Raw genomic sequence first — 20,976 nt, 5'->3', positions numbered from 1 at the left:
GAAGGAAGACACTATTATAACATCCTCATATTGGTCAGAAGGCGCTCAAGGCCGTCAAGAAGGCGGTCAAACGTGCCCACCTGAAAGAGGATAATGAGGTCCCCTTGGATAAGGTGTCCTTCCACAGTAAAGCTTATACGGATATAAATAACCAGACTTTTGTTGTCGTTGTACTCTTGAAAGAGATTCTGCAACGTGTCTTCAAAATAATCCGGTGGTAAATAATCGAGATGGTCACCAATAGCGTTGGAAATCGATCCCATGACGCCATTGAGAACAATATTGCCGACTTCTTGTAAGGCTCCAATGCGTAACGAATCCATGTCCATCGCCATGGGGTCGCCTCCGGCGATAATGGCAACCAGATTCATAGCACTATCAGGAGGGAAAACCAACGCGGCCGTACCGGAAAAACTTCCGCCAAACGATAATCGTACCGATGCAATCCGATCGTTCAGACCAAGCAATGTATGATTCGGCGCTTGCAAGGGAGTCAAAACATGTGCTTCGGGCGCATCGAGATGTACATGAGCCCGAGTCATTTGATTGAGCACACCGGCGGCGCGACCAACTCCAATATTGACCAATTCTTGTAAAACATCGAGCTGATCGGCATTGATAGGGCTGTTCTCGTACATCATGCGCCTTTAAGCAGTGAAGCCAAAATCCCGCGCAGCTGGTCTTCGTCGACGGGCTTGTTCAGCATTCCAGCGAGATCATATGCTTCACATCGTTCCCGAGAACTTTTTTGAATATCGGCAGTGATAACAACGGTTTTGGGCAACGTCTCTGCCTCGTGGAGAGAACGCAGCACTTCAAACCCACTCATGTCGGGCATATTGAGATCAAGCAACATGGCATCCGGCATGGCTTTCGCCACACTTTCCAGGCATTCCTTACCGGTTTTGGCTTGTGTCACGACAAATCCGCATTCTTCGGCAATCTTACCGAGGAGCATGCGTTGAAAGAGGGAATCGTCGACGACGAGCAGTGAACCCATGAAAACTCCATCCACCATAAAACTCTGATGGCTGTAAAAACTTCTACTGTATTGTAAATAACAAGTACTGAATTCATGATAATATCGACTTCCCTCAATCAAGTCAAAGTCGACCCGCTCTTTTTCTCATACTCTTTATATTTCAATGGAATTGATAAACGCAAAAATAGAGAAGAATTATCGTTGTCATTTTTTGTGGATAAATTCCGTCGATACTCGTATATAAAATCATTATTCCATTCCTTTACCGTCGGTTTTTATTCATAGGACGTCAACCCAAGCTTTTTTGGAGTACCTCCATGCCGCGTTTTCTCTCTTCCCCCTTCTTTGTGGTGGTATTTATTTTATTTTTTGCAGTTTCAGCTCGTGCCACCATGTTTCCTGATTTTCGTCTCAATAGCGAGTTCTCTGCGCAACAGGCGCAAACGCTCGGTATCCCTCAAACGACAAAAGCATTTTCACCGTATGATGTGAAAACCGACTTCCTGATCGTAGAGATTTTCAGTATGTACTGTCCTCATTGTCAGCGCCAAGCTCCGATTATGAATGAATTTATGAAAATGCTTCATCAATCTTCATACGCCGATAAATTTGGTGTTGTTGGAATTGGCGCCGGGAATTCCGACTTTGAAGTCGGCATCTTTCGTGATGAATACAAAATAGATTTTCCGTTGATCTCCGATGAAGACTTCACCGCATATACAGCAACAGGTGAACACGGCACCCCGCATTTTTTCCTTATCGACATGCGAAACGGAAAAAATCGAGGAGCAATCCTCTATGAACATGATGGAGTTTTCCCTGATCCCAAAGAATTCCTTGACGACATCCTTGCAGAAACTGACCTTAAAAAATAAATCCAAAACGTAACGCATTCTCTCTCGTCATTGAACGTGATGAGTATACCAATGGGAACCCATTGGAATGATACAATGTACGTCAACCCAAGAAACGCTTTATATTGCGTTTACATTGCAAAGGAGGTGGTATGATCCGTGCCTTATTCACAATTTTGGTACTGTCAAGTTGTTGTGCCGGCCCGGTGTTCGCAGAAGTTTCTCGCGATCAGATATATAATCCAGGGCACCTCAAACCGATAGATTCCACATTGAACGTCGCAAAGGGGGACAAAGCCCCGGATTTCGACCTCCCGACCGTTGATGGAAACAGTGTTAGCCTCTCACAATTCCTTGGGAAAAAGAATGTCGTTCTCAGCTTTGTCCCAGCGGCATTCACTCCAGTATGTTCGGACCAGTGGCCAGGCTACAATCTCGCCAAAAAGTACTTCGATCAATATGACGCACAAGTCATTGGCATTACAACCGACAATACCCCCAGCCAATTTGCCTGGATCAAACAAATGGGTAATTTATGGTTCCCGGTAGCGTCGGATTTCTGGCCTCATGGAGAGACCGCGGAGAAATACGGCGTATTGCGTTCAGACGGCGTGGCAGAACGCTCCATATTTATCATCGACAAGTCTGGTGTCATTCGGTCTATCATCGTAAGCGATATCAATACACGGCCTGATCTTGGTGCCATCGTCAACGAACTAAAAAAATTGGATAAGTGAAACACTATGTCAGACGCAAAACCTGAAATCCACCGTTGCCTCTGGGCTCTTCGATCTCCTGAGGAAATTGAGTACCACGATGTCGAATGGGGGGTGCCCGTTCACGATGAACGCCGACATTTCGAATTTCTTGTTCTTGAGTGTTCCCAGGCAGGCTTGTCCTGGCTGACGATTCTTCGCAAACGTGAGCACTATCGGAAGGCTTTTGCGAATTTCGATCCACTGATTGTCGCAAACTATGGAGCCGCAGAGATCGAAACTCTCCTCGCCAATCCTGGACTTGTCCGAAATCGGCGCAAATTGGAAGCCACAGTCAAAAATGCTCGTGCGTTTCTCGCTCTTCAGGAAACATTTGGCTCTTTCGACCACTACATCTGGTCATTTACCGATGGGCGCACGCTGCATAACGAGTGGAAAAATCATGAAGATGTTCCTACAATATCGTCCTTATCCGATACAATAAGCAAAGACATGAAAAAACGTGGTTTTGGCTTTGTCGGCTCCACAACATTATATGCCCACCTTCAAGCCATTGGTGTCATCAACGACCACCTTGTAGACTGCTTTCGCTACGAGATCATCCGAGAAAGGGCTTCTTGAACAAAACACACAGCATCAATTCTTTGAATAATTGAGCCACATTATACAAACGATTCTCAATACATGCCCCCTGAATGGACACTTGTCGTTGTGCAGTGAGCGTGCTACATCTTGCTAAAGAATATATAGGACTACAACTTTCGGAGTTTCTCCTTGATGACAGGCGATAACGAGAAAAGCATGCTGGAGCTTCTCGAAGAAAACCGAAGGTTGAGATTGCTTTTGCAAGAATCCCAGCCCGAATCGGTGTCGCGATGTCCTGTTGGAGACACCGACGACAAAGGACTTTATCGTCAGCTTGTCGAGCATCAGACAGAGCTGGTTGTTAAAATAAATCTTCGAGGCGAAATACAGTACGCCAACCCTTCATTTTGCCGGCTTTTCGGAAAATCTCAATCTCAATTACTTGGTCGCCAATTTTTGGCTCTCATCCACAAGGACGATCAGCAAGAAGTTTCTCGTTCCATAAAAACGGTTTTCTCTGCCCCACATCATACCTATGTCGAACAACGAGCCCAAACGCTGAATGGGTGGCGTTGGTTGGCATGGTCGAACCGCGCTCTGCTTGATAAAGAGAACCATGTTACCGCCATGATGGCCGTCGGCCGCGACATTACCCAGCGCAAGCACATGCAGGAAATGTTGGAACGACGCGTCAACGAACTCCTCTCCATCAACGCGTTGAGCGTTCGTGTCGGCTCCAGTCTTGCGATGTTTCAGGTCATGGACGGTGGATTTGGAGAAATCGTTGCGGCCATCAATCCGGATTTGGCATTCCTATTCCTCGTGAAAAATGGCGTTCTCTGCCTAGAAAAAAATCACGCTCCATCCAATCCAACGCTACAATTAGCTCTCTCCAACCCGAAAGTTCCCCATGCGCTGAGTCCATTTCTCGATATTGACCAAGAACCGGTATATTTTCGCTATCTTCATGAGAATTCAACTCACTCCGACTTGCAAACGCTTCTTCCTGGCATCACCTCGTTGGCTATTTTTCCTATTCCGTTTGGTGAATCCATCGGTGGCGTTCTGGGGTTTGGGTTCCGTTCTCCCTACGACTTCGATGAAAGCAAAACTTTTCTCGAATCCATTGTATTGGTCTACGCCAACGCGATCCATAACGCGCTACTCCACGGTCAGCTCAAACGCTACTCTGACCATCTGGAGCGATCGCGCGAACGGCTTCAATACATTCTCGACGCTGTCCCGTTCGGTGTACTCTTTATTTCCAAGCAAAAAAGCATTCTCCACGCCAACACCGCAGCGCTCAACATTATGGGGTATGACAACGAACAAGAACTTATTGGGAAATACTGCCACGAAACATTGTGTCCGTCCTCGTCCAGTGACAGCCCTGTCGCCGATAACCATCAATCCTCCGACCTCGCGGAACGAACACTCATTGCCCGGGATGGACATGTTATTCACATCATCAAGAGCGTCATTCCGGTCCAGATTGAAGATGAAGATATCCTCCTGGAAGCCTTTGTCGATATCAGCGAAATCAAGCAGACGCGCGACGAACTCATGCAGGTACGAGAAGAGCTGGAACAACGGGTGCAAAGCCGAACGCGAGAACTCCGCGAGGCAAATCGTCGTCTCTTAGAAATCGACCGCCTCAAATCGGCATTACTCAACACAGTTTCACACGATCTGCGAACACCGCTGACATCAGTCATGGGGTTTGCCAAGTTGATTCGCAGAGACTTCATTAGATACTTCAAAGAGTTGGCAAATTCTGATCGCCTTCAGCGCAAAGGGGAACAAATCAGTTCCAATCTCGATATCATATTGCGCGAAGGTGAACGATTAACCAGGCTCATCAACGATTTCCTTGATCTCTCCAAAATAGAATCGGGGGCAGCCAAATGGAACGACGTCAACATCAATATTTACGCACTCATTTCCGATGTTGCGGATTCATTCCGAAGCGCTTTTCTCGAAAAGCCAAAACTCGATCTCATTGTGGACATTAATGAGTCGCTTCCCAACGTCCGAGCTGATCCCGATCGTGTTACCCAGGTGTTGACCAACCTTCTTGGAAATGCGCTCAAGTTCACCGACGAAGGTGAAGTTCGAATTGCGGCGAGACTACGAGCAAATCGGTTGCGTATCAGTGTGTCTGATACCGGCCCCGGCATCCCCAAACCCGACCTGGACCGTATCTTCGATAAATTTTATCAGGTTGAATCCAACACACTTGGCACCCAACCCAAAGGAACTGGTATGGGGCTCGCCATTTGCCGTAATATCATCGAGCACTACCATGGCTCCATCACCGTCGAATCCCAACCAGGCCAAGGAGCATGTTTCACATTTGAGCTTCCCTGCCTTTCCTAGACATTCTCTCCATTAATCCTATCATCTTCATCGACAGGTCTCGCCAAGGCCGAAGTCCTGCTTTATTATATCCGATCAGTTCCTTTGACCTCCAACCCATGGGGACACATTTTGAGCTTTGCAACCCTTGTTCTCTCTGTCGTTGTCGCCCTTGCGTGCCTCAACGTCTACTTTTTAACCGCGGCCCGCCATATCATCCATGTCGGACCGGTTGTGGCGGTTTGTCTTTGGCTTATCTTGTTTTTACTCATCCTTGGACCGGGCATCGGAGCATGGCTCGGCAAGCATGGCATGCCCATTCTTGCGCGAACAATGACATTTGCCGGGTATTCTTGGAGTATGTTCGTCCTGCTGTTTTTCGCAACGCATATTGTATTCCGCATCGTGGGCCATGCCGGACAGAAACTTCAATTTTTCGGCCCCGCCGAAGCATTGACGCAAGTCGGCGGCATGACGACAATTGTTTTCATAGCGGCGTGCATTACCGCAGGAGGAATGTTGCTCTATGCACGCCATCAAGCCCTGGCGCTCAATGTCAAACGCGTGAACATCGTTTCTCCCGCTGTTCCGGCAGAAGCCGATGGAACCGTTATCGCACAAATTTCCGACGTGCATTTCAGTGCAACGACCGGCACGGAGACTGCGAAAACCATTGCCAATATCATGGGCGTGGAAAAACCGGACATTATTGTATCGACCGGTGACCTGCTCGATAGAGACATGGACGATCCGTACGCTATCGAAGAAATCCTGAAAGCCATGCCAGCCCGCCTTGGCAAATACGCCGTCACTGGCAATCACGAATTCTATTCCGGAATAAACGAAGCGCTCCGTTTCACCAAAGCGGCAGGATTCACGTTGCTGCATGGCGATGCGGTTGACGTCGGAAACGCGATTACGCTCATTGGCGTTGACGACATCATGGCCGGCCATTTTGGGTTGGATCGAACAACCGATGCCCAGGCCGTCGCGAAAGCCACTCTCGGTACGTTTACCATCCTGCTCAAACACAGACCGGACGTCAGTCCGTCTGTTCTCGAATCGGTGCACCTTCAGCTTTCCGGGCATACGCATAACGGTCAGTTCTATCCCTTCACGCTTCTTGTCAAACGGTTGTTCCCATACACAGCCGGTCTCTATCAACTCGATGAGGATTCTGCCGTTTACACAAGCCAGGGAACAGGCACCTGGGGGCCTCCCTTCCGTTTTCTCACAGAACCAGAAATCACGATATTCACATTACACCACCAAGCAAAGACGAACGCCCCCGTATAAAACCAGGGGGCGTTCTCGGAAAAACAATAACGATATAAAAACGACTCGAAATATTACGACGCTGACGTATCACCAAACACCACACGAAAGTTGCGTGCAATATCGGTTATAATTTGTGATACGGCGAACCGAACACGGTCCACCTGGCCAGGATGGGTCCGATCATAAAATAACTCATCCGTTGGTGGAGCAAGAATACGGCAATAATTGCGAAGCCATTGCTGCCGAATCTTTCCCCATTCAAGATAGATCCAAACGTATACAGTCCGCCCTTCGGTATCTTTCGTCCGAGCTGCTCCCCAGGCGTACGTATCCCCACCATGCAAGACTTCTTCAAATTTCGACAGATCAAAGCCCTCAAACGTCAAATTATCGGCCCGGCAGAAATCTTTAGCAGCAATATCAAGAGCTTTCTGGTACTCTTGCTTGGATAAACCACCGAGTTGGTAACCGGCATAGACATAGGCATTGAAGAAAATCAGCCCCCCGACCGCCAAGATTAACAGGCAAAATACGCCGGCAATGACGAATTTCATTGACTTCGACATGGGTTTGGACGCGGGCGTTTTCATTGCGAGTTCTCCTGTACAGTATGTGACGATGCAAGGCACCCCCACAGAGGCATAACAAATCCGGAATCAACCAGATGTTGAGCCCGCTTCAACTTTTCTTTGGCAATATCAACATAGGCAAGGCTTCTCGCATCCGTGGCCATGCTTTTTTCAATCGCCATGGCCAATGACTCCTTTGTCACGAGCGGCCCCGGGGCGGGCAGACCATTCTCCAGATCGCGCACTTGAGCCTCAAGTGCTTTGATGGTGAACAGATTATAATCGTAATGTCGTTGCTTCATAGCCAAAGCGTTTTCGCCGTCATTCAATATGCCATTTTCAAATCGAGCACGGTTGAATCGCGTCAAATACTCCGGCGTTTTGGCCAATCCTTGCCATGCCGTGACCACAAGTGCCGCGGCTAAAAGGACTTTGATGACGAGAACGGATCGTTGCGCTTTCATTGATTGACCTCATCCTTTTTGCGGTAGATTTCAATCGTCGCCATGGGGTCTTCGAGTGGTAGAAACACATGATACGCGGGGTCAGCTCGGTTGCCGAATTCGTCATCAGCAATCGCCGTTTTCACCAACTCGTAATCATGCGCCAAATCCAGTGTGTTCGAAAACGCCCGCGCCCCAAATAATACACGATCCCGATTGACGCGCACAATACGACGGCGCACGACCCAATCAGGCGATTCATTTGCCGGAATAGCCCCTTGTAAACCGCCGATCACACGAAATGGGGTGTAAAATTGCAACGGCAAATCACCATACTCGGCGAGAATCGTTTGCCATGGTTTCGCATTATCATTGAAAAATTTGGCAAGTTGCGCATTCACGTCGGGATAACCGCAAGTTAATTCCGTGAGGTACAATTTGAGAGGAAAATTCACCGACGTCAGCATCCGCATATCGTTTTGCCAGGGACGGTTAATAATTTTTAACTTTTCCATCGGCAATAAATAGACCCAGTTCGTGAACAACAGGAGCACGGTCAATACGACGGCCGAAAACCGCTCGAATGACCAGAGCCGGGTACAGATCCAGGCCAAAATAAAAGCGCACAGCGGATACAAATGGACGAGATAGCGGTGAAATCGCTGGGGAAAAATTGCCAGTATAATCAGGTTCCCCAAAATAATGAGTGCACAGAACAGAGTGAAACGTTCAGCCGGGTCAGTGGGAAGTTTCAAGAGCAGTGTTTTGCGCCAACGCCAGAGGAGCGCGATGGCGATAGGAAACGGAATCATGAACATGACCAAGTCGGCAAAATACAGCATGGCGTTTTCCGGCACGAGCAACACATTGAACATGCCGCTTTGCCGCCCGACGCGATACAGCAAAATACCTGGTATGACGAGGCACGACGCACCAAGAAAGACGATGAGAATTCGTTTCCAATTCAAATCGTGCCAATACACAATCATGGCTGCAACCAAGAGGGGGGGCGCGAACGACAAGAGCAAGAGGTAGTTCGCATGAAAAAGCAATCCCAGCGCAACTGCCATGATGGCGACAGGAAACCAGCGTTTTTGCCAATTCGATAAAAATGCGAACAGCACACACAGCACCAGGAGCGTTCCGAGACTATAATACCGTCCTTGCCGTGCAAAAAGCAAAAATGGCACGGACAAGGTCAACATCAGTGCCGAGAGCCGCGCCCAGTTTCGGTCACCGAAATGACGCTGAATAAGGTAGTATGTCAGCAAAACGCAGAAAAAACCACACAGAGCAAAGAGCATGCGGTTGGCAAAGGCGTTTTTTCCGCCAAGCGCAATGCCCGCAGCAGACATGTAGATTTGAATCCATGGCGACCAGCGCCAAACATAATCGTCCGTGTTGAATTCTCGTCGCTCTTCCTGTGAAATGATATTCACTCCGTCAAATACCGTAGGAACGCCCTGTTCCAGGGCGTTTACGGCAAGTGCGGCGGTCTCGGCCTCATCCTGCCACAATGGGCGATGACCGAGGTTGTAAAACATAAGGAAGGCGGCCAGCGCGGCAATGGCAAACAAAACCGGATCGAACGAACGGGATTGACCGGCGCGAGGCATGGCGACTCCAGAGTATGTAGGGGTTGTCTTCATGATGGGGTATCGGATACGGAACTCGTAATCCCGAAGTCGTGGAATTGCCGGCCTGATACGATAATTCGGCCGTGTTGACAAGCGACCCGACTTCCGTGCCTTGAAATGCTGCCTTTAGTGTTGACAGAGCGCCAAAAGTCGCGCTTAATCGCCATTCCCCTATGCCTGAGACAGGGTAACAGGTGTGGGAAACACGATTGGAGGATACGTATAATGATGAACGGCAAAAAGGTGGTTGTTGTCATGCCGGCGTATAACGCCGAAGCCACCCTCGAAATGACCTATGCCGAAATTCCAAAGGATATCGTCGACGACATCATTCTGGTTGATGACAACAGCCGGGATAATACCATTGAGCATGCTCGAGAACTCGGCATTCGCTGTTTCTTGCACGCCCAAAACTGGGGATACGGACGCAACCAGAAAACCTGCTACCACGAAGCCCTCAAACTCGGGGCTGATGTCGTGGTCATGCTCCATCCCGATTATCAATACACGCCGAAGCTCATTCCGGCTATGGCGAACCTGATTACGTCCGGGTACTACGACGCTGTTGTTGCCTCCCGTATTCTCGGCGGTCAGGCACTGGAAGGCGGTATGCCGATGTACAAGTACATCTCGAACCGCTTTCTCACCGCTTCGCAAAACCTGCTCATGAGCGGCAAACTCTCGGAATACCATTCGGGATACCGTGCATTTTCTCGCGACGTGCTTGAAAAGCTTCCGCTGTGGGAAAATTCCGACGATTTCGTGTTTGACAATCAGATGCTCGCCCAAACCCTCTTTTTTGGGTTTAATATCGGCGAAGTGTCTTGTCCCACCAAATATTTCGAAGAAGCTTCATCCATCAATTTCAAGCGGAGCTGCCAATATGGTCTGGGCGTGCTCAAAACATCCATGGAATTTCGGCTTCAGAAATGGGGTTTGAAGCAATATGAAATTTTCAATCCCGAAGGACGCAAACTTTCGGATCATAATCAGGAATACTACTCTGATCAATCCATGACCTGCTCATCATAAATAAGAGTAAACGCTCTTTTCTCATCTTAGGGGCAAGGAGAAAATCTCTTTGTCCCTCCTTCCTCAAAGCATTGATCGCTTTTTAGGCTTCATCCAAAAGTTGACGAATTTCTACCGACATGTTCTCAAATGATGACATATTTTTGGGGACCGTGGTCGTCCGTACTCCAGGCAGGGTGGTGATATTGCGCGAAAAATTCGCCGCCGGTCGATCCGAATACACAAAAAAACGTACGGCTGGCCACATAGCGCGCACCTTGTGGATAAAGTCTACTCCGTTCATTCCAGCCTGTCCAAGATCGACGACGACGAGATCGACTTTTTCCAGCTCCATAAACGCCAACGCCATCTCCGTATTATGCGCTTCAAAGACCGTGTAGCCATCTTCATCGAGCTGCGATGCCAGATTATCCAAGACCAAAAGGTCATTGTCGAGCAGAAGAATTCGGTGTGACATAGCTTTTATCCATTGTTGCAGGTGGCTTGCGCCATCTTCCGCCCCCCCCATCGAAGATGGCCAAAATCGTACCCGTCCTTTTTTCCCTACAAAGTCACACGCTGAGACAGTGGACATACACTTGGGCTCCCTGCGATTAAAATGGAAGACCTTACTTCCACTGTACTGATCGAGACGTGTTGTGTCCAGATACGAAGACAAAAACTTGCTATTCAATGCCAGCTAAACTTTCACGGAATCGCAGTTGGGTATCACGAGATTTGTGAATATTTTCGGCTCGCCGCTTCCCCTGTGCGGTCAACGCATAGGATTGTCCGACTTTCTCAACGGCCCCCTCATTCAGTAGAAAAGCCAACGCCTTCGCCGCATCGTCTCCTTCATGTAAGCGAGATTGCACGTCTGCCGTATTTACGGGCGAACCGCTTTCAAACAAGGCCAACAACGTCTTTTCAGCCAAGGGTTCAGGAATGAGACGGCGCAAAGCCAATCGTTTGGCCAACATGCCGTGCCGGGGGGCCAGCGTCAGCACAAGAAGAAACTGTAAGGTAGAAACAAGCATGACAGCGCCGCCGCCGGAAGAGTCCAACGCAATGCTGGCATACAGTCCACCTACTACGCTCGTGATGCCAAAAAACGCCGATAAAACCATCATACGGCTCAATCGGTCACATAGCAGATAGGCTGTTGCCGCTGGTGTAATGAGTAACCCGACCACAAGAATAACTCCCACCATGGTCACGGCACTCACAACCACCAAGGAAACACAACCCGTCAGAAGATAATCGAGCAACATGACAGGCATACCAATCGCCATGGCCATCACAGGATCAAAACTCGTCAATTGAAAATGCCGGAAAAACAGGCTGACGATACCAAGAACAAGGGCGCACGTTATGGCCGAAGCCCACAAATCCGCATCCGAAATGGCCAGGACATCCCCCATGATGAAGTGCATCAGGTCAATGTGAATGGATTCGCGAAAAATGGAGACAAAAACAACGCCAGCCGCGAACACTCCCGTATACATGATGCCAATAGAAGTATCTTCCTTGATACGAGAAACCCGTGAAACAAAGCCTATCAGCGCAACGGTCAATCCCGCCGCAAGGAGCGATCCGATAAGCATGGCCGGAGCATATGCTTCAATGCCGAACAAAAGTTTCATAAAAAGATAGCCACCAGCCACACCGGCAATCATGGCATGCGACAAAGCATCACCAAGAAAAGCCATTCTCCGCAAAACAACCAGGCATCCGATAACCCCGCAGACCACGGCCACCAGACACCCGCCCAGCATGGATTTAAGAAAAAATGTGTGACCGAGGGGATCAAGAAAAAAATGAATGAAGGACATGATTGTCTCCAACCGGCATTATCGCTTTTCGGGAAAAAGGCGACCTTCGTTTATCAAAATATCGTATCCATCGCAGCCAAAACGAACATCGCCTTCATACACTTCGCGGAGAAGTTCTTTCTGCAAGACTGCGCGTGTGGGGCCATAGGCATACAGGCAATTTTTCACAAGCATAAGACGGTCAAAATACTCGCCCGCCGTGTTCAAATCGTGATGGACGACCACGATAGTCCGTCCTTTGGCCTTTTCCTGGGTCAAAACATCAAGGATGGCACGTTCCGTTGCGACATCGACACCGGCAAAAGGTTCATCAAGCAACAGAATCTCGGCTTCCTGCACAAGGGCACGCGCTAAAAACACTCGTTGGCGTTGACCGCCGGACAGTCGCCCAATCTGTCGATTTTGGTAGTCATCCATACGGACGGCTGAAAGCGCCTCGTCAACAAGACGCCGGTCCTTACCTCCTGGTTCCCGATAAAACGGTAATGTCCCATAACGCCCCATCATGGCGACTTCACGTACGGTGACAGGAAAGTCCCAATCAATGTCCCCGGATTGCGGAACATACGCAATTTTTCCTCGAACCTGGCTGAGGCGACGTCCAAAAATAGACACATTTCCCTTATCCGGCCGGATAAAGCCAAGCACAGCTTTCAACAACGTCGATTTTCCACCACCATTTGGCCCAATGACGCCGACAGCCACACCGCGTGGAATCTCCGCCGAGATGTCGCGTAAAACCGGTGTCGGTCCATACCCCACCGTTAAGTCATGGATGGAAACGGCCGATTGCGTGGCGTTACGCGTCATGTTCGACTCCTTTTTCCCGACGCCCTTGATCTGGAACACGAAACCGAATGATCCCGTCCACGTTTTCGCCTCCGTCATCCCACAGTGTGGTTTCCGCCAGAATACCATGCCCTTGCCAGACACGTAGGCGAAGCGCGTGTACGACAACCCCACTATCGGCAACGGGTCGTACGCTCACATAAATCTCATTGTCACCGACATGCATCGGTCCCAAATCCTGTATTTGCATTGGAATACCGGCTTCCAGAGGCCCGACGCCCGTCACGATGTATTTTCCGTTTTGAATTGATACGCCGCCGTTACGGCCTTCATCTTCCCCGAAAACATCTCCAGCCGAATCAAATGTGGAGGTCAATTCAAGAGAGAACGCCATGTCAACTGCTTCGGTGGACTGCTCTCCCAACTGCGGCCCATTTCCTGGGCGCCCCAAAAATACGGCGACTCCTCCAAGAATGGCTATCCATAAAACCAACACCAGAACAATACGCACCGTGGACTCCTTCAAGATGAGTACGTTTGGAATGCATAGAACGTATCCATGGTATTTCCTTCACGGAAAACATGCAGACAGAGGCAGTATTTCAACTCTACCGGTCGTCCTTGCGAAGAGCATTGACGATCGTCAACGTGTTTTCCCGCATCATGCCAATGTAGGTTTCACCAGCCGAGTCGACATTCCCCATTGAGTCGGAATACAGCTTTCCGCCAATAGCGACACCCGCTTCTCTAGCAATTTCACGAATCAATTTAGGATTCACCGATGTTTCCACAAATATGGCCGGCGCTCCCGATGCTTGTATGGACGAAACCACTTGTGCACGTCGAGCCGGAGTCATACCAGCTCCCACTTCCGACCCCGTTGACCACCCGACCGGGGCAAGACTGAGATAATTATTTTGAGGATTAAAGAAAAACGCGCGACAAAAATAATTGAATGCATCATGGCTGGTAACAAGAATACGCCGGCGAGGAGGAATCGAGTTGAACTCGGCTTTCATCCATCCATCAAGAACACGCAATTCACGCAAATAGAGATTTGCGCGAGCTTTGAAATTCGAAGCTTTTTCGGGATCGAGTTCAACGAGCGCATCGCGTGCATTTTTTACATACACGGCTGCATTTTGTGGAGAAAACCACGCGTGTGGGTCAAGAATGGCGTGGCCTTCATATTGCGTTTCCAGGGGAGCGATACCGGTTGTCAGGATGACGACAGGCTTTCCAGCATCATGGGCAAGTTTGCCCATCCAATTGTTCCCCTCTAAATTCAGTCCGTTTTGAAGGCAAAGATCGGCTTCACGAACCAGTGCGGCATCGGCCGGAGTGGGCATGTAAGTATGTGGATCAGCGCCAGGAGCAAGGATACTTTTGACACGACAATCATCACCCGCAACTTGACGGGCAAAATCGGCGGTCTGCGTCGTGGAGGTCACGACCAAACAATCGTCGGCTGCGTAAACGGAAACGCTCTGACACAGCGCAACGCCAACAATCAGGACGACAATCCGAATCATTATCACACGGTTCTCCTTGAGATCGGGAGTATCAAAACAATCTGTTAGCATATACGTCTTCCCCGTGAACACATAGCATGTCAAGGAAAAGCAAAGAAGCAGCCCGACGTATGTTTGCAAAGAGCCACGGCCTGTCGTAAGGAAGGCGTCCTGCACAGTCTGTGACGCTCAGGGAGGCCAAAATGCGCAGATATGTATTTATAATGTTGATGGTGTGCGGCCTGATATTCGCAGCCATTCCGGCACGGGCGGAAACTCTTCGCATCGGCTGTCTTCGTTTAGATCAGTTGGCGATAAATGCTGCTGGGCAGGCATTTGCCGAACAGCATACGGATGTGACAGCAAATGTCATCCCCCTGCCATTCGATCAGTTGGTTCAACAGGCATCTTCTGGGAAACTGGATGTTGCGATTTTGGATCGCCGTATTCTTGTTCCTCCATTCAAAGATATGGGGTTGGAAACAACACCGATTGCTATGGAAGGTTTCGCCTTCGTCGTGCACCCAGCGAACCCCATTGATGAACTGAGCAAGCAGGATCTGATTTCCATTTATGCCGGCGATATTCTCAACTGGAAGGGTGTCGGCGGCCACGACATGCTCATCCATCGCTACCGGATTGACGCGCCTGAAGCACCGTATCCATCTGCATTCATTTTACTTTCGAATAACCATGGCTATACTCGACATATGGTTTTCAAAAATCACCCTGCTTTAGCCGCTCTGAGTCTCGGCTACCTTGATGGGACGGTTAAACCTTTAAAAATTGATGGCGTCTCTCCATCAATGCAAACGATTCTTACGGGAGACTATCCAGGATTACGGGTTCTTCTGGCTGCACGTATGGCTAAAGCACCTCAGGATGCCGTAAATTTCATCGAATTCCTCAAAGCCTCGCAGGGAGCGAGCGTTCTGGGTGAATACGGCCTGATTCCGCTTCCCGAAGGTTCTCCTATTCCGACGAGAGCAAGCGGATTCGCCTTCAACATATTCCGACAACCTTCCCAAGCTCCCACGGAGAAGACTCACAAGGAATAAATGTGATACAGCCTTTTATAACTTTCTCGACTTCTGGAGATATGTTTCCACCATCACTTTCAGCGCATCAAAGTCAATCGGTTTCGTCAAACGATCATCCATCCCGGCTTCCAGAAAAACTTCGAGATCTTCGGGCATGGCGTAGGCGGTCATCGCGATAATGGGAATATGTGCTTTTTTCCCTAAATGGGCGGAGGAACGAATCTTTTTCGTTGCTTCTACACCATCCAGAACGGGCATTTGAATATCCATAAGAATCAGTTCCACCGGCTGAGAGTGCATGATCTCAAGTGCCTGATTCCCCTCTGCGGCAACATAGACCGTGTGTCCCAGAGCTTTGAGCAAACTGTTCAAGGCGACACGGTTCACGGGTTCGTCTTCGACAAGAAGAATATGCCCCTCAGTCGAATCTGACGCTTCTGTTCCCTCTGGATGGGGGGTAAGAGCTTTGCGCTCTTCCGTCTCCCATTTGCCAAAAATCAAAGAAAGATAAACCGTCGTTCCGACCCCTTCTTCACTCTCCAGGGCAAGGTTTCCTCCCATCAACTTGACAAGGCGGGTCACAACGGCCAAGCCGAGGCCAGCCCCCTGATACCGTCGCGTGAAGGAGTTATCTGCCTGAAAAAACGGCATGAATACCGCCGGTAATTTTTCATCGGAAATCCCTATGCCAGAGTCATGAATACAAAACAGCAAACGAATTTGGCCTGCGGGAGCCTTAAGAGTCGACACCTCGACAGTAACCTCACCCACTTCTGTAAACTTAATTGCGTTGCCCACAAGGTTAAACAAAATTTGACGTAATCGGCCGGCATCACCCACAAGAATTTCAGGAATGTCGGGAGATAACGAACAAGAAAAATCAATATGTTTACGGCTGGCTGTACCGGAAAAAGTATTGTGAACAAGATTGAAAACAGCCTCCACCATAAACGGTTCATGGCTCAATTCCATTTTCCCCGCCTCAATCTTAGAAAGATCAAGCAGGTCTTCCAACAGGTTGGTCAATGCACGACACGACGTAATCGCAGTATTCACAAAACCCTGCTGCGTCTCATTGAGCTCCGATATGCGTAGCAATTGAAGCATACCGAGAGCCCCACTGAGAGGTGTCCGTAATTCGTGGCTCATATTGGCCAAAAATGCCGATTTCGCTTCACTTGCCGCCTCGGCGTGCTCTTTTGCCTCACGCAGAATACGTTCATAACGCAAGCGTTCCATTTCTGCTTCGGCACGGCCGGCCACGATACGCATCGTTTGAAGTTTCCATTCGGGAACTGCGTCAGGTTTGTCTGAAACAGCCCATAAAATCCCTATTGTATCACCGCTACTATCAGATAAGGCCAGACCGAGCCCCGATTCTGCTCGTGCTTCTGCCAAGAGCACATCAACGGGATAAACATGACGTAATTCCTCTTCAACAGTGAAAACACCTTGACTTATGATGTCGGCATACGGTGTCCCTTGAAAGGGAAGAGCAAAGTCGTGCGTCGTCTTGCCATCAAGCGACAAAACCATCGCTTGCAGCCTTTTGCCGACCTCGTCCACTGCCGCAACAAGAACACAGTTAAAATCAAGCCATTGGCAAATTAAAGTGGCGACACTCTCGAAGAAATCCGGGCCAACAGTCTCCGAGGTTCTTTCGAAAAGAATGCGAATACTTTCCTGGTTGCGTTTTCTCTCGTCAATATCAACATGTGTTCCAACCATTCGGGCAGGCTCTCCCGAAAGCAAACATGCGACAACCCTTCCCCGAGCTAGAAGCCATTTCCAATTCCCTGCCTTGGTACGCATTCGAAACTCAACTTCATATTCTTTATAATCGCGAATATGTGCTTCCAGACAAGCAATGGCTTCTTCGACATCTTCGGGGTGGAGCGAACTTTTCCAAAAACTCACGTTAGGAACAATATCGTCAAGTTGATATCCAAGCATCGTGGCATATCGCTCACTGTAATACACGTCCCCGGTTTCCATGTTCCAATCCCACAATCCATCACTTACCGCACCCAGTGCCATATCAAAACGTTCCTGACTCTTCCGGAGAGCTGCCTCCATCGCCAGCCGCACGTTGACTTCATCTTTCAGATTGCGCATCGAGGAAAGGAGTTGACTGGTCATAGCGTTGAATGTGCACGCCAACGCATCAGTTTCAAAACACACTTGTTCTTCTGCCTGCGCGTCAAGATGACCATTTTGGATTGCCAGGGCCGTTTCCGTCAGACGCTCAATAGGCTCCACAAACTTTCGTCGGGCCACATAAACACCGAAAACAGCAACGCAAAATGTTCCAAAAACAATCACGACATAGGCAAGAATACTATGAAAAAACGTCGTCATTGCAGCCAAGACATCCCGTTCTGCAACAGCCAGTAAGTATTGATTTTCACTCAATTGAATCGGTTGCACTCCAGCAATGACGCGAGAGGCGGTGGACCCAGTTTGTACTTTCCCTCTGGAATCGAACTCAACATGTCGCTGTGAAAGAGCAAGGGATGGGTCAGGATGTGCCAAAATATAGTTTTCGTTACTCATGACGAAAACACGCTCATTGGGTGACTTGCTCAGCTCGGCAATGAGATTCCAGATAGCTTTCAAGCGTAATGTCAACACCGCCACCATGCGTACCGCCCCCGATCGCACGTCGAACAACGGGGCGCTAACTTTCATCAGCGGCTCTCCCGTATTTTTATCAACAGAAATATCCCCAAAAAAAGAATGTTTCTCCGTTACAGGAAACAAGAACTCAAGCCTGTCGAGCCATGTTGTCCTGGGTTTGGAATACACCGCAGTATTCGACAAATGGAAAAGCTCTTTTCCATGCTTGTCGACGAGAATGACCTCCAATACCATGGGGTGTGTGGTCAAAAACTCGAGCAATACATCACGTTGTTGCGAGGAGGATAAAGAAAAAAAATCCTGATACCGTGTAATAGCCCCTATTTCATGGTTGGTTCCCATAAGGAATTCTTCAATCTGGTAGGCTGCATACGACGCACGACTTTCAACATAACTTTGCGTCGAAGAAAGCGTCTCATTGTATGCGAACCAACCCAAAACGGGGCCAAGCGCTAACAGCGGACCTCCAGCCAAACCAAAGAACCACCAAGTCAAAAGATTACGCAATCGGGGCATGGAAGCCTCAGGAGTTAAGGGGTCGTAGAGCGTATAATTTCACGTGCACGACGAAGAAACGACACCGGCACGACAAGATTGATGGCCGCAGCCGTCTCAAGATTAATGAAAAGACTGTCCTGTGCCGTCTCGACGGGAAGTTTGGCAACGGGAGTTCCCGCCAGAATCAGATGAGCAAGTCTGGCAGCCTGCTTCCCGATATCAGCACCAACAAAACCGTACCCCGTCAACACGCCATGTTCAACTTGATCGAATCGCGGTGTGCTCAACGGAATGCGCAAACTCTTTGCACGTTCATTCAGTTCAACCCAGTGCGACATGACCAACCCCTCACGGGGCATAAAAATAGCGTCGATTCCTTGAGGAATGTATTCAGTATCGGTAGCAAGATGAATTTTGGTCGTGAATGGCTTGGCTACAATGGTGACCCCAAGCTTCGGAGCCGCTTCCCGAAGTTGTCGCAACGATGCTGCCGCGCTGGCATCTTTAGGGTTATACGGGACAAACACCTTTTTGATGCTCGGGACCAATTCACAAAGGGCCATAAGACGTCGGCCTTCGCTTGGGGCGAGGCGAATACCGGTAACATTCCCTTCAGGGCGCTGAAGATTTTGTATAATTCCCGATGATACAGGATCATTCACCGGCGCAAAAACAACGGCAATTCCCGAGTTCGCAGTCAGTTCTTTCGCCATCTTGGCCGCCGGGGTGGTGGAAGCAAAAAGTATATCTGGCTTTTGCGCTAGAATAATCTGCAACTTTGGTATGATATCTTTTCGATACTGAACCGGTCCATCAAAAAGATATGTGATGTTCTTCCCTTCAATATACCCGTATTGTTCCATCCCGGCTTTGAAACCGTCCAACGTCTCAAGATTGTTGCTTGTAAATTGGATAATTCCAATGCGAAAATGGCGAGGAGACGGGTCCATGCTTTTATACAACATCACAGCAAGGCCGATGATTGCCAAGAGAAGAATAACATTCCATGCTTTCATGGCATTTCCAGTTGTTCGAAATATCACGCCATCAAGAGCAATGCCTCGGATTGAGAAGTCATAAAAATGAGTATCTCAACTATTCTACAATACTACACTCCTTCACAGGGAATAACAACTCAAAGGAAAGATAACCATGAAAAAACATGACATATCACTCCTAAAATCAGTTTCCAACGCACTTTGAGCATGTTATGAAAGATGTATGTTTCCTCTTTCTCCTCCTCCTGACAAGACTATTGCGGATGCTATATCATCTCGCCGTTCTCTTATTACATCTGAACGCCACTATATTGAGACGATGCTTGAAAACATGTCGTCTGAAACGTTCTTCGACCACGCCCAACGTGGAGATCTGTCAGAAGTCGATATCTTTATCGATATTCTCACGTTTCCCAGCCATGACCTTCGTCAGACACTAGAAGATACGTTGACCGACTGGTCCTCTTCTCATACAGAGCCGGGCGCCCTTGCGATGTTGTCACACGACGTCCATGCACGGCACCCTGTGCTTAATATCATATGGCCAACCGGTGGAGACGTCACATTTCCGCTTGATTTCGATCATATCTCCAGTTTCATTAGACGGTTGCATCCACTTCGCACCATGCCCGCATCACTGTCTCATCTTTTGAGTCGTCATCTTTCAGACGACACCGTCCGTAAGCTTCGTGTTCGCTATCGGCAAACGCGCTTTCATCCAAACCACGCTACTCTCGGTGCGCTGACACAATTGGCCGAAGCCGCCCCACATTTCGACAATCAATTTTCGGATGCGTTCGATTTTCTGACCAGCTTTCTTGAACATTACGACGTAGCGCGACCGCTTGCCGATGCACTCTGCGAAAGACGCACTGATAACCTTCACCATATTACCGGTCACGCCCGCTTTCTCGACCAATTGGGAAAATCCAACTTCGAAACCCTGCTTATGCAAGGCGTGCGTGCTTCACATGTTGATACACCACGTCTTGCACACGAAAATCGTATTATTGAAGCTATCGGACGATTTGTATTTCAGCGCTATTATCCGCTGGAATGCGCCCTTCCACAAGAAACCGATCTCGGAACCTTCAATGGACAGGAAGGCGTTCAAAGCCTGCTCGAAATGTGGCACAATACGGATTGATTCCCCAAAGTATCGGAAGCGTCCCAATACGATGTGGCAAAAGCGTACGACAATATGCGGGAGAGAGGGAAGTTCAAGAGGAGAGGGAAGGAAT

The 20,976-nt window shown here is 48.9% G+C and carries 20 protein-coding genes; 8 read left to right on the top strand and 12 right to left on the bottom strand.

All coding sequences use genetic code 11. The features are described 5' to 3' along the window. Positions 1 to 14: 14 nt before the first annotated feature. Together G451_RS0100475 and G451_RS0100470 are read right to left on the bottom strand one after the other, a co-directional pair. Positions 15 to 641, bottom strand: a complete 627-nt coding sequence (locus tag G451_RS0100475; RefSeq protein ID WP_027182727.1) for a hypothetical protein — start codon at positions 639 to 641, stop codon at positions 15 to 17. Then, on the bottom strand, positions 638 to 1,000 hold the full coding sequence (locus G451_RS0100470; protein ID WP_027182726.1) for a response regulator: 363 nt from the start codon (positions 998 to 1,000) through the stop codon (positions 638 to 640). The genes G451_RS0100475 and G451_RS0100470 overlap by 4 nt, the downstream gene beginning before the upstream one ends. Positions 1,001 to 1,299: 299 nt before the next feature. Here G451_RS0100470 and G451_RS26665 point away from each other — a divergent pair, with 299 nt between their 5' ends. The 5 genes from G451_RS26665 (at position 1,300) to G451_RS26655 (ending at position 6,788) form a co-directional block, all read left to right on the top strand. Beyond that, on the top strand, positions 1,300 to 1,857 hold the full coding sequence (locus tag G451_RS26665; protein WP_051260969.1) for a peroxiredoxin family protein: 558 nt from the start codon (positions 1,300 to 1,302) through the stop codon (positions 1,855 to 1,857). 131 nt (positions 1,858 to 1,988) lie between these two features. Further along, on the top strand, positions 1,989 to 2,573 hold the full coding sequence (locus G451_RS0100460) for a peroxiredoxin (RefSeq protein ID WP_027182725.1): 585 nt from the start codon (positions 1,989 to 1,991) through the stop codon (positions 2,571 to 2,573). A gap of 6 nt (positions 2,574 to 2,579) precedes the next feature. Continuing rightward, a complete protein-coding gene (locus G451_RS0100455; RefSeq protein ID WP_156921455.1) occupies positions 2,580 to 3,173 on the top strand; it encodes a DNA-3-methyladenine glycosylase I in 594 nt (197 codons plus the stop codon). Between the two features lie 180 nt (positions 3,174 to 3,353). After that, entirely contained in the window at positions 3,354 to 5,513 is a 2,160-nt protein-coding gene (locus tag G451_RS32025) for an ATP-binding protein (protein ID WP_051260968.1), read from the top strand. Positions 5,514 to 5,624: 111 nt separating this feature from the next. Further along, entirely contained in the window at positions 5,625 to 6,788 is a 1,164-nt protein-coding gene (locus tag G451_RS26655; protein ID WP_051260967.1) for a metallophosphoesterase, read from the top strand. 53 nt (positions 6,789 to 6,841) lie between these two features. Here G451_RS26655 and G451_RS26650 read toward each other — a convergent pair whose 3' ends face one another. The 3 genes from G451_RS26650 to G451_RS0100430 are packed head-to-tail and all read right to left on the bottom strand — an operon-like array spanning position 6,842 to position 9,431. Further along, positions 6,842 to 7,360, bottom strand: a complete 519-nt coding sequence (locus G451_RS26650; protein WP_051260966.1) for a hypothetical protein — start codon at positions 7,358 to 7,360, stop codon at positions 6,842 to 6,844. Then, entirely contained in the window at positions 7,357 to 7,803 is a 447-nt protein-coding gene (locus tag G451_RS26645) for a hypothetical protein (protein ID WP_051260965.1), read from the bottom strand. Before G451_RS26645 ends, G451_RS26650 begins: the two co-directional genes overlap by 4 nt. Continuing rightward, positions 7,800 to 9,431 carry an ArnT family glycosyltransferase gene (locus G451_RS0100430; RefSeq protein ID WP_027182723.1) on the bottom strand — a complete coding sequence of 544 codons (1,632 nt, stop codon included), beginning with the start codon at positions 9,429 to 9,431 and terminating at the stop codon, positions 7,800 to 7,802. Before G451_RS0100430 ends, G451_RS26645 begins: the two co-directional genes overlap by 4 nt. Positions 9,432 to 9,644: 213 nt before the next feature. Here G451_RS0100430 and G451_RS0100425 point away from each other — a divergent pair, with 213 nt between their 5' ends. Further along, on the top strand, positions 9,645 to 10,451 hold the full coding sequence (locus G451_RS0100425) for a glycosyltransferase family 2 protein (protein ID WP_027182722.1): 807 nt from the start codon (positions 9,645 to 9,647) through the stop codon (positions 10,449 to 10,451). A gap of 82 nt (positions 10,452 to 10,533) precedes the next feature. On the opposite strand, the gene G451_RS32020 is transcribed toward G451_RS0100425, so the two are convergent. The 5 genes from G451_RS32020 to G451_RS0100400 all read right to left on the bottom strand — a co-directional run bounded on the left by G451_RS32020 (position 10,534) and on the right by G451_RS0100400 (position 14,583). Then, positions 10,534 to 11,025, bottom strand: coding sequence for a response regulator transcription factor (locus tag G451_RS32020; protein ID WP_051260964.1), 492 nt, complete (start codon positions 11,023 to 11,025; stop codon positions 10,534 to 10,536). A 91-nt stretch (positions 11,026 to 11,116) separates the two neighbouring features. Continuing rightward, complete coding sequence (locus tag G451_RS26635; RefSeq protein ID WP_051260963.1) at positions 11,117 to 12,262, bottom strand: metal ABC transporter permease; 1,146 nt, start codon at positions 12,260 to 12,262, stop codon at positions 11,117 to 11,119. A gap of 18 nt (positions 12,263 to 12,280) precedes the next feature. Then, complete coding sequence (locus G451_RS26630) at positions 12,281 to 13,072, bottom strand: metal ABC transporter ATP-binding protein (protein ID WP_034640106.1); 792 nt, start codon at positions 13,070 to 13,072, stop codon at positions 12,281 to 12,283. After that, positions 13,062 to 13,562 carry a hypothetical protein gene (locus G451_RS0100405; protein ID WP_027182721.1) on the bottom strand — a complete coding sequence of 167 codons (501 nt, stop codon included), beginning with the start codon at positions 13,560 to 13,562 and terminating at the stop codon, positions 13,062 to 13,064. Before G451_RS0100405 ends, G451_RS26630 begins: the two co-directional genes overlap by 11 nt. Positions 13,563 to 13,659: 97 nt before the next feature. Further along, the gene (locus G451_RS0100400; protein ID WP_027182720.1) at positions 13,660 to 14,583 is read right to left on the bottom strand and encodes a metal ABC transporter substrate-binding protein; all 924 of its coding nucleotides are present in this window, start codon (positions 14,581 to 14,583) and stop codon (positions 13,660 to 13,662) included. 182 nt (positions 14,584 to 14,765) lie between these two features. Between G451_RS0100400 and G451_RS32015 the strand changes: the two genes are divergently transcribed. After that, on the top strand, positions 14,766 to 15,620 hold the full coding sequence (locus G451_RS32015) for a substrate-binding domain-containing protein (RefSeq protein WP_027182719.1): 855 nt from the start codon (positions 14,766 to 14,768) through the stop codon (positions 15,618 to 15,620). A 15-nt stretch (positions 15,621 to 15,635) separates the two neighbouring features. Here the strand turns inward: G451_RS32015 and G451_RS32010 are convergent, their stop codons facing one another. Continuing rightward, on the bottom strand, positions 15,636 to 18,755 hold the full coding sequence (locus tag G451_RS32010; RefSeq protein ID WP_051260962.1) for an ATP-binding protein: 3,120 nt from the start codon (positions 18,753 to 18,755) through the stop codon (positions 15,636 to 15,638). A gap of 14 nt (positions 18,756 to 18,769) precedes the next feature. Further along, a complete protein-coding gene (locus tag G451_RS0100385; RefSeq protein ID WP_027182718.1) occupies positions 18,770 to 19,753 on the bottom strand; it encodes an ABC transporter substrate-binding protein in 984 nt (327 codons plus the stop codon). A gap of 205 nt (positions 19,754 to 19,958) precedes the next feature. Between G451_RS0100385 and G451_RS0100380 the strand changes: the two genes are divergently transcribed. After that, the gene (locus G451_RS0100380) at positions 19,959 to 20,882 is read left to right on the top strand and encodes a hypothetical protein (protein ID WP_027182717.1); all 924 of its coding nucleotides are present in this window, start codon (positions 19,959 to 19,961) and stop codon (positions 20,880 to 20,882) included. The last annotated feature ends 94 nt before the right edge of the window (positions 20,883 to 20,976 follow it).

The sequence above is a fragment of the Desulfovibrio inopinatus DSM 10711 genome (assembly GCF_000429305.1).
Classification (GTDB): Bacteria; Desulfobacterota; Desulfovibrionia; order Desulfovibrionales; family Desulfovibrionaceae; genus Alteridesulfovibrio; species Alteridesulfovibrio inopinatus.
Note: the sequence above shows the minus strand (reverse complement) of the source record. Positions and strands in the feature narration are given on the sequence as shown.

Coding starts and splice junctions, on each gene's coding strand:
- G451_RS0100475 (WP_027182727.1), bottom strand. CDS start 641: ATGATGTACGAGAACAGCCCTATCAATGCCGATCAGCTCGATGTTTTA.
- G451_RS0100470 (WP_027182726.1), bottom strand. CDS start 1,000: ATGGGTTCACTGCTCGTCGTCGACGATTCCCTCTTTCAACGCATGCTC.
- G451_RS26665 (WP_051260969.1), top strand. CDS start 1,300: ATGCCGCGTTTTCTCTCTTCCCCCTTCTTTGTGGTGGTATTTATTTTA.
- G451_RS0100460 (WP_027182725.1), top strand. CDS start 1,989: ATGATCCGTGCCTTATTCACAATTTTGGTACTGTCAAGTTGTTGTGCC.
- G451_RS0100455 (WP_156921455.1), top strand. CDS start 2,580: ATGTCAGACGCAAAACCTGAAATCCACCGTTGCCTCTGGGCTCTTCGA.
- G451_RS32025 (WP_051260968.1), top strand. CDS start 3,354: ATGCTGGAGCTTCTCGAAGAAAACCGAAGGTTGAGATTGCTTTTGCAA.
- G451_RS26650 (WP_051260966.1), bottom strand. CDS start 7,360: ATGAAAACGCCCGCGTCCAAACCCATGTCGAAGTCAATGAAATTCGTC.
- G451_RS26645 (WP_051260965.1), bottom strand. CDS start 7,803: ATGAAAGCGCAACGATCCGTTCTCGTCATCAAAGTCCTTTTAGCCGCG.
- G451_RS0100430 (WP_027182723.1), bottom strand. CDS start 9,431: ATGAAGACAACCCCTACATACTCTGGAGTCGCCATGCCTCGCGCCGGT.
- G451_RS0100425 (WP_027182722.1), top strand. CDS start 9,645: ATGATGAACGGCAAAAAGGTGGTTGTTGTCATGCCGGCGTATAACGCC.
- G451_RS32020 (WP_051260964.1), bottom strand. CDS start 11,025: ATGTCCACTGTCTCAGCGTGTGACTTTGTAGGGAAAAAAGGACGGGTA.
- G451_RS26635 (WP_051260963.1), bottom strand. CDS start 12,262: ATGTCCTTCATTCATTTTTTTCTTGATCCCCTCGGTCACACATTTTTT.
- G451_RS26630 (WP_034640106.1), bottom strand. CDS start 13,072: ATGACGCGTAACGCCACGCAATCGGCCGTTTCCATCCATGACTTAACG.
- G451_RS0100400 (WP_027182720.1), bottom strand. CDS start 14,583: ATGATTCGGATTGTCGTCCTGATTGTTGGCGTTGCGCTGTGTCAGAGC.
- G451_RS32015 (WP_027182719.1), top strand. CDS start 14,766: ATGCGCAGATATGTATTTATAATGTTGATGGTGTGCGGCCTGATATTC.
- G451_RS32010 (WP_051260962.1), bottom strand. CDS start 18,755: ATGCCCCGATTGCGTAATCTTTTGACTTGGTGGTTCTTTGGTTTGGCT.
- G451_RS0100385 (WP_027182718.1), bottom strand. CDS start 19,753: ATGAAAGCATGGAATGTTATTCTTCTCTTGGCAATCATCGGCCTTGCT.
- G451_RS0100380 (WP_027182717.1), top strand. CDS start 19,959: ATGTTTCCTCTTTCTCCTCCTCCTGACAAGACTATTGCGGATGCTATA.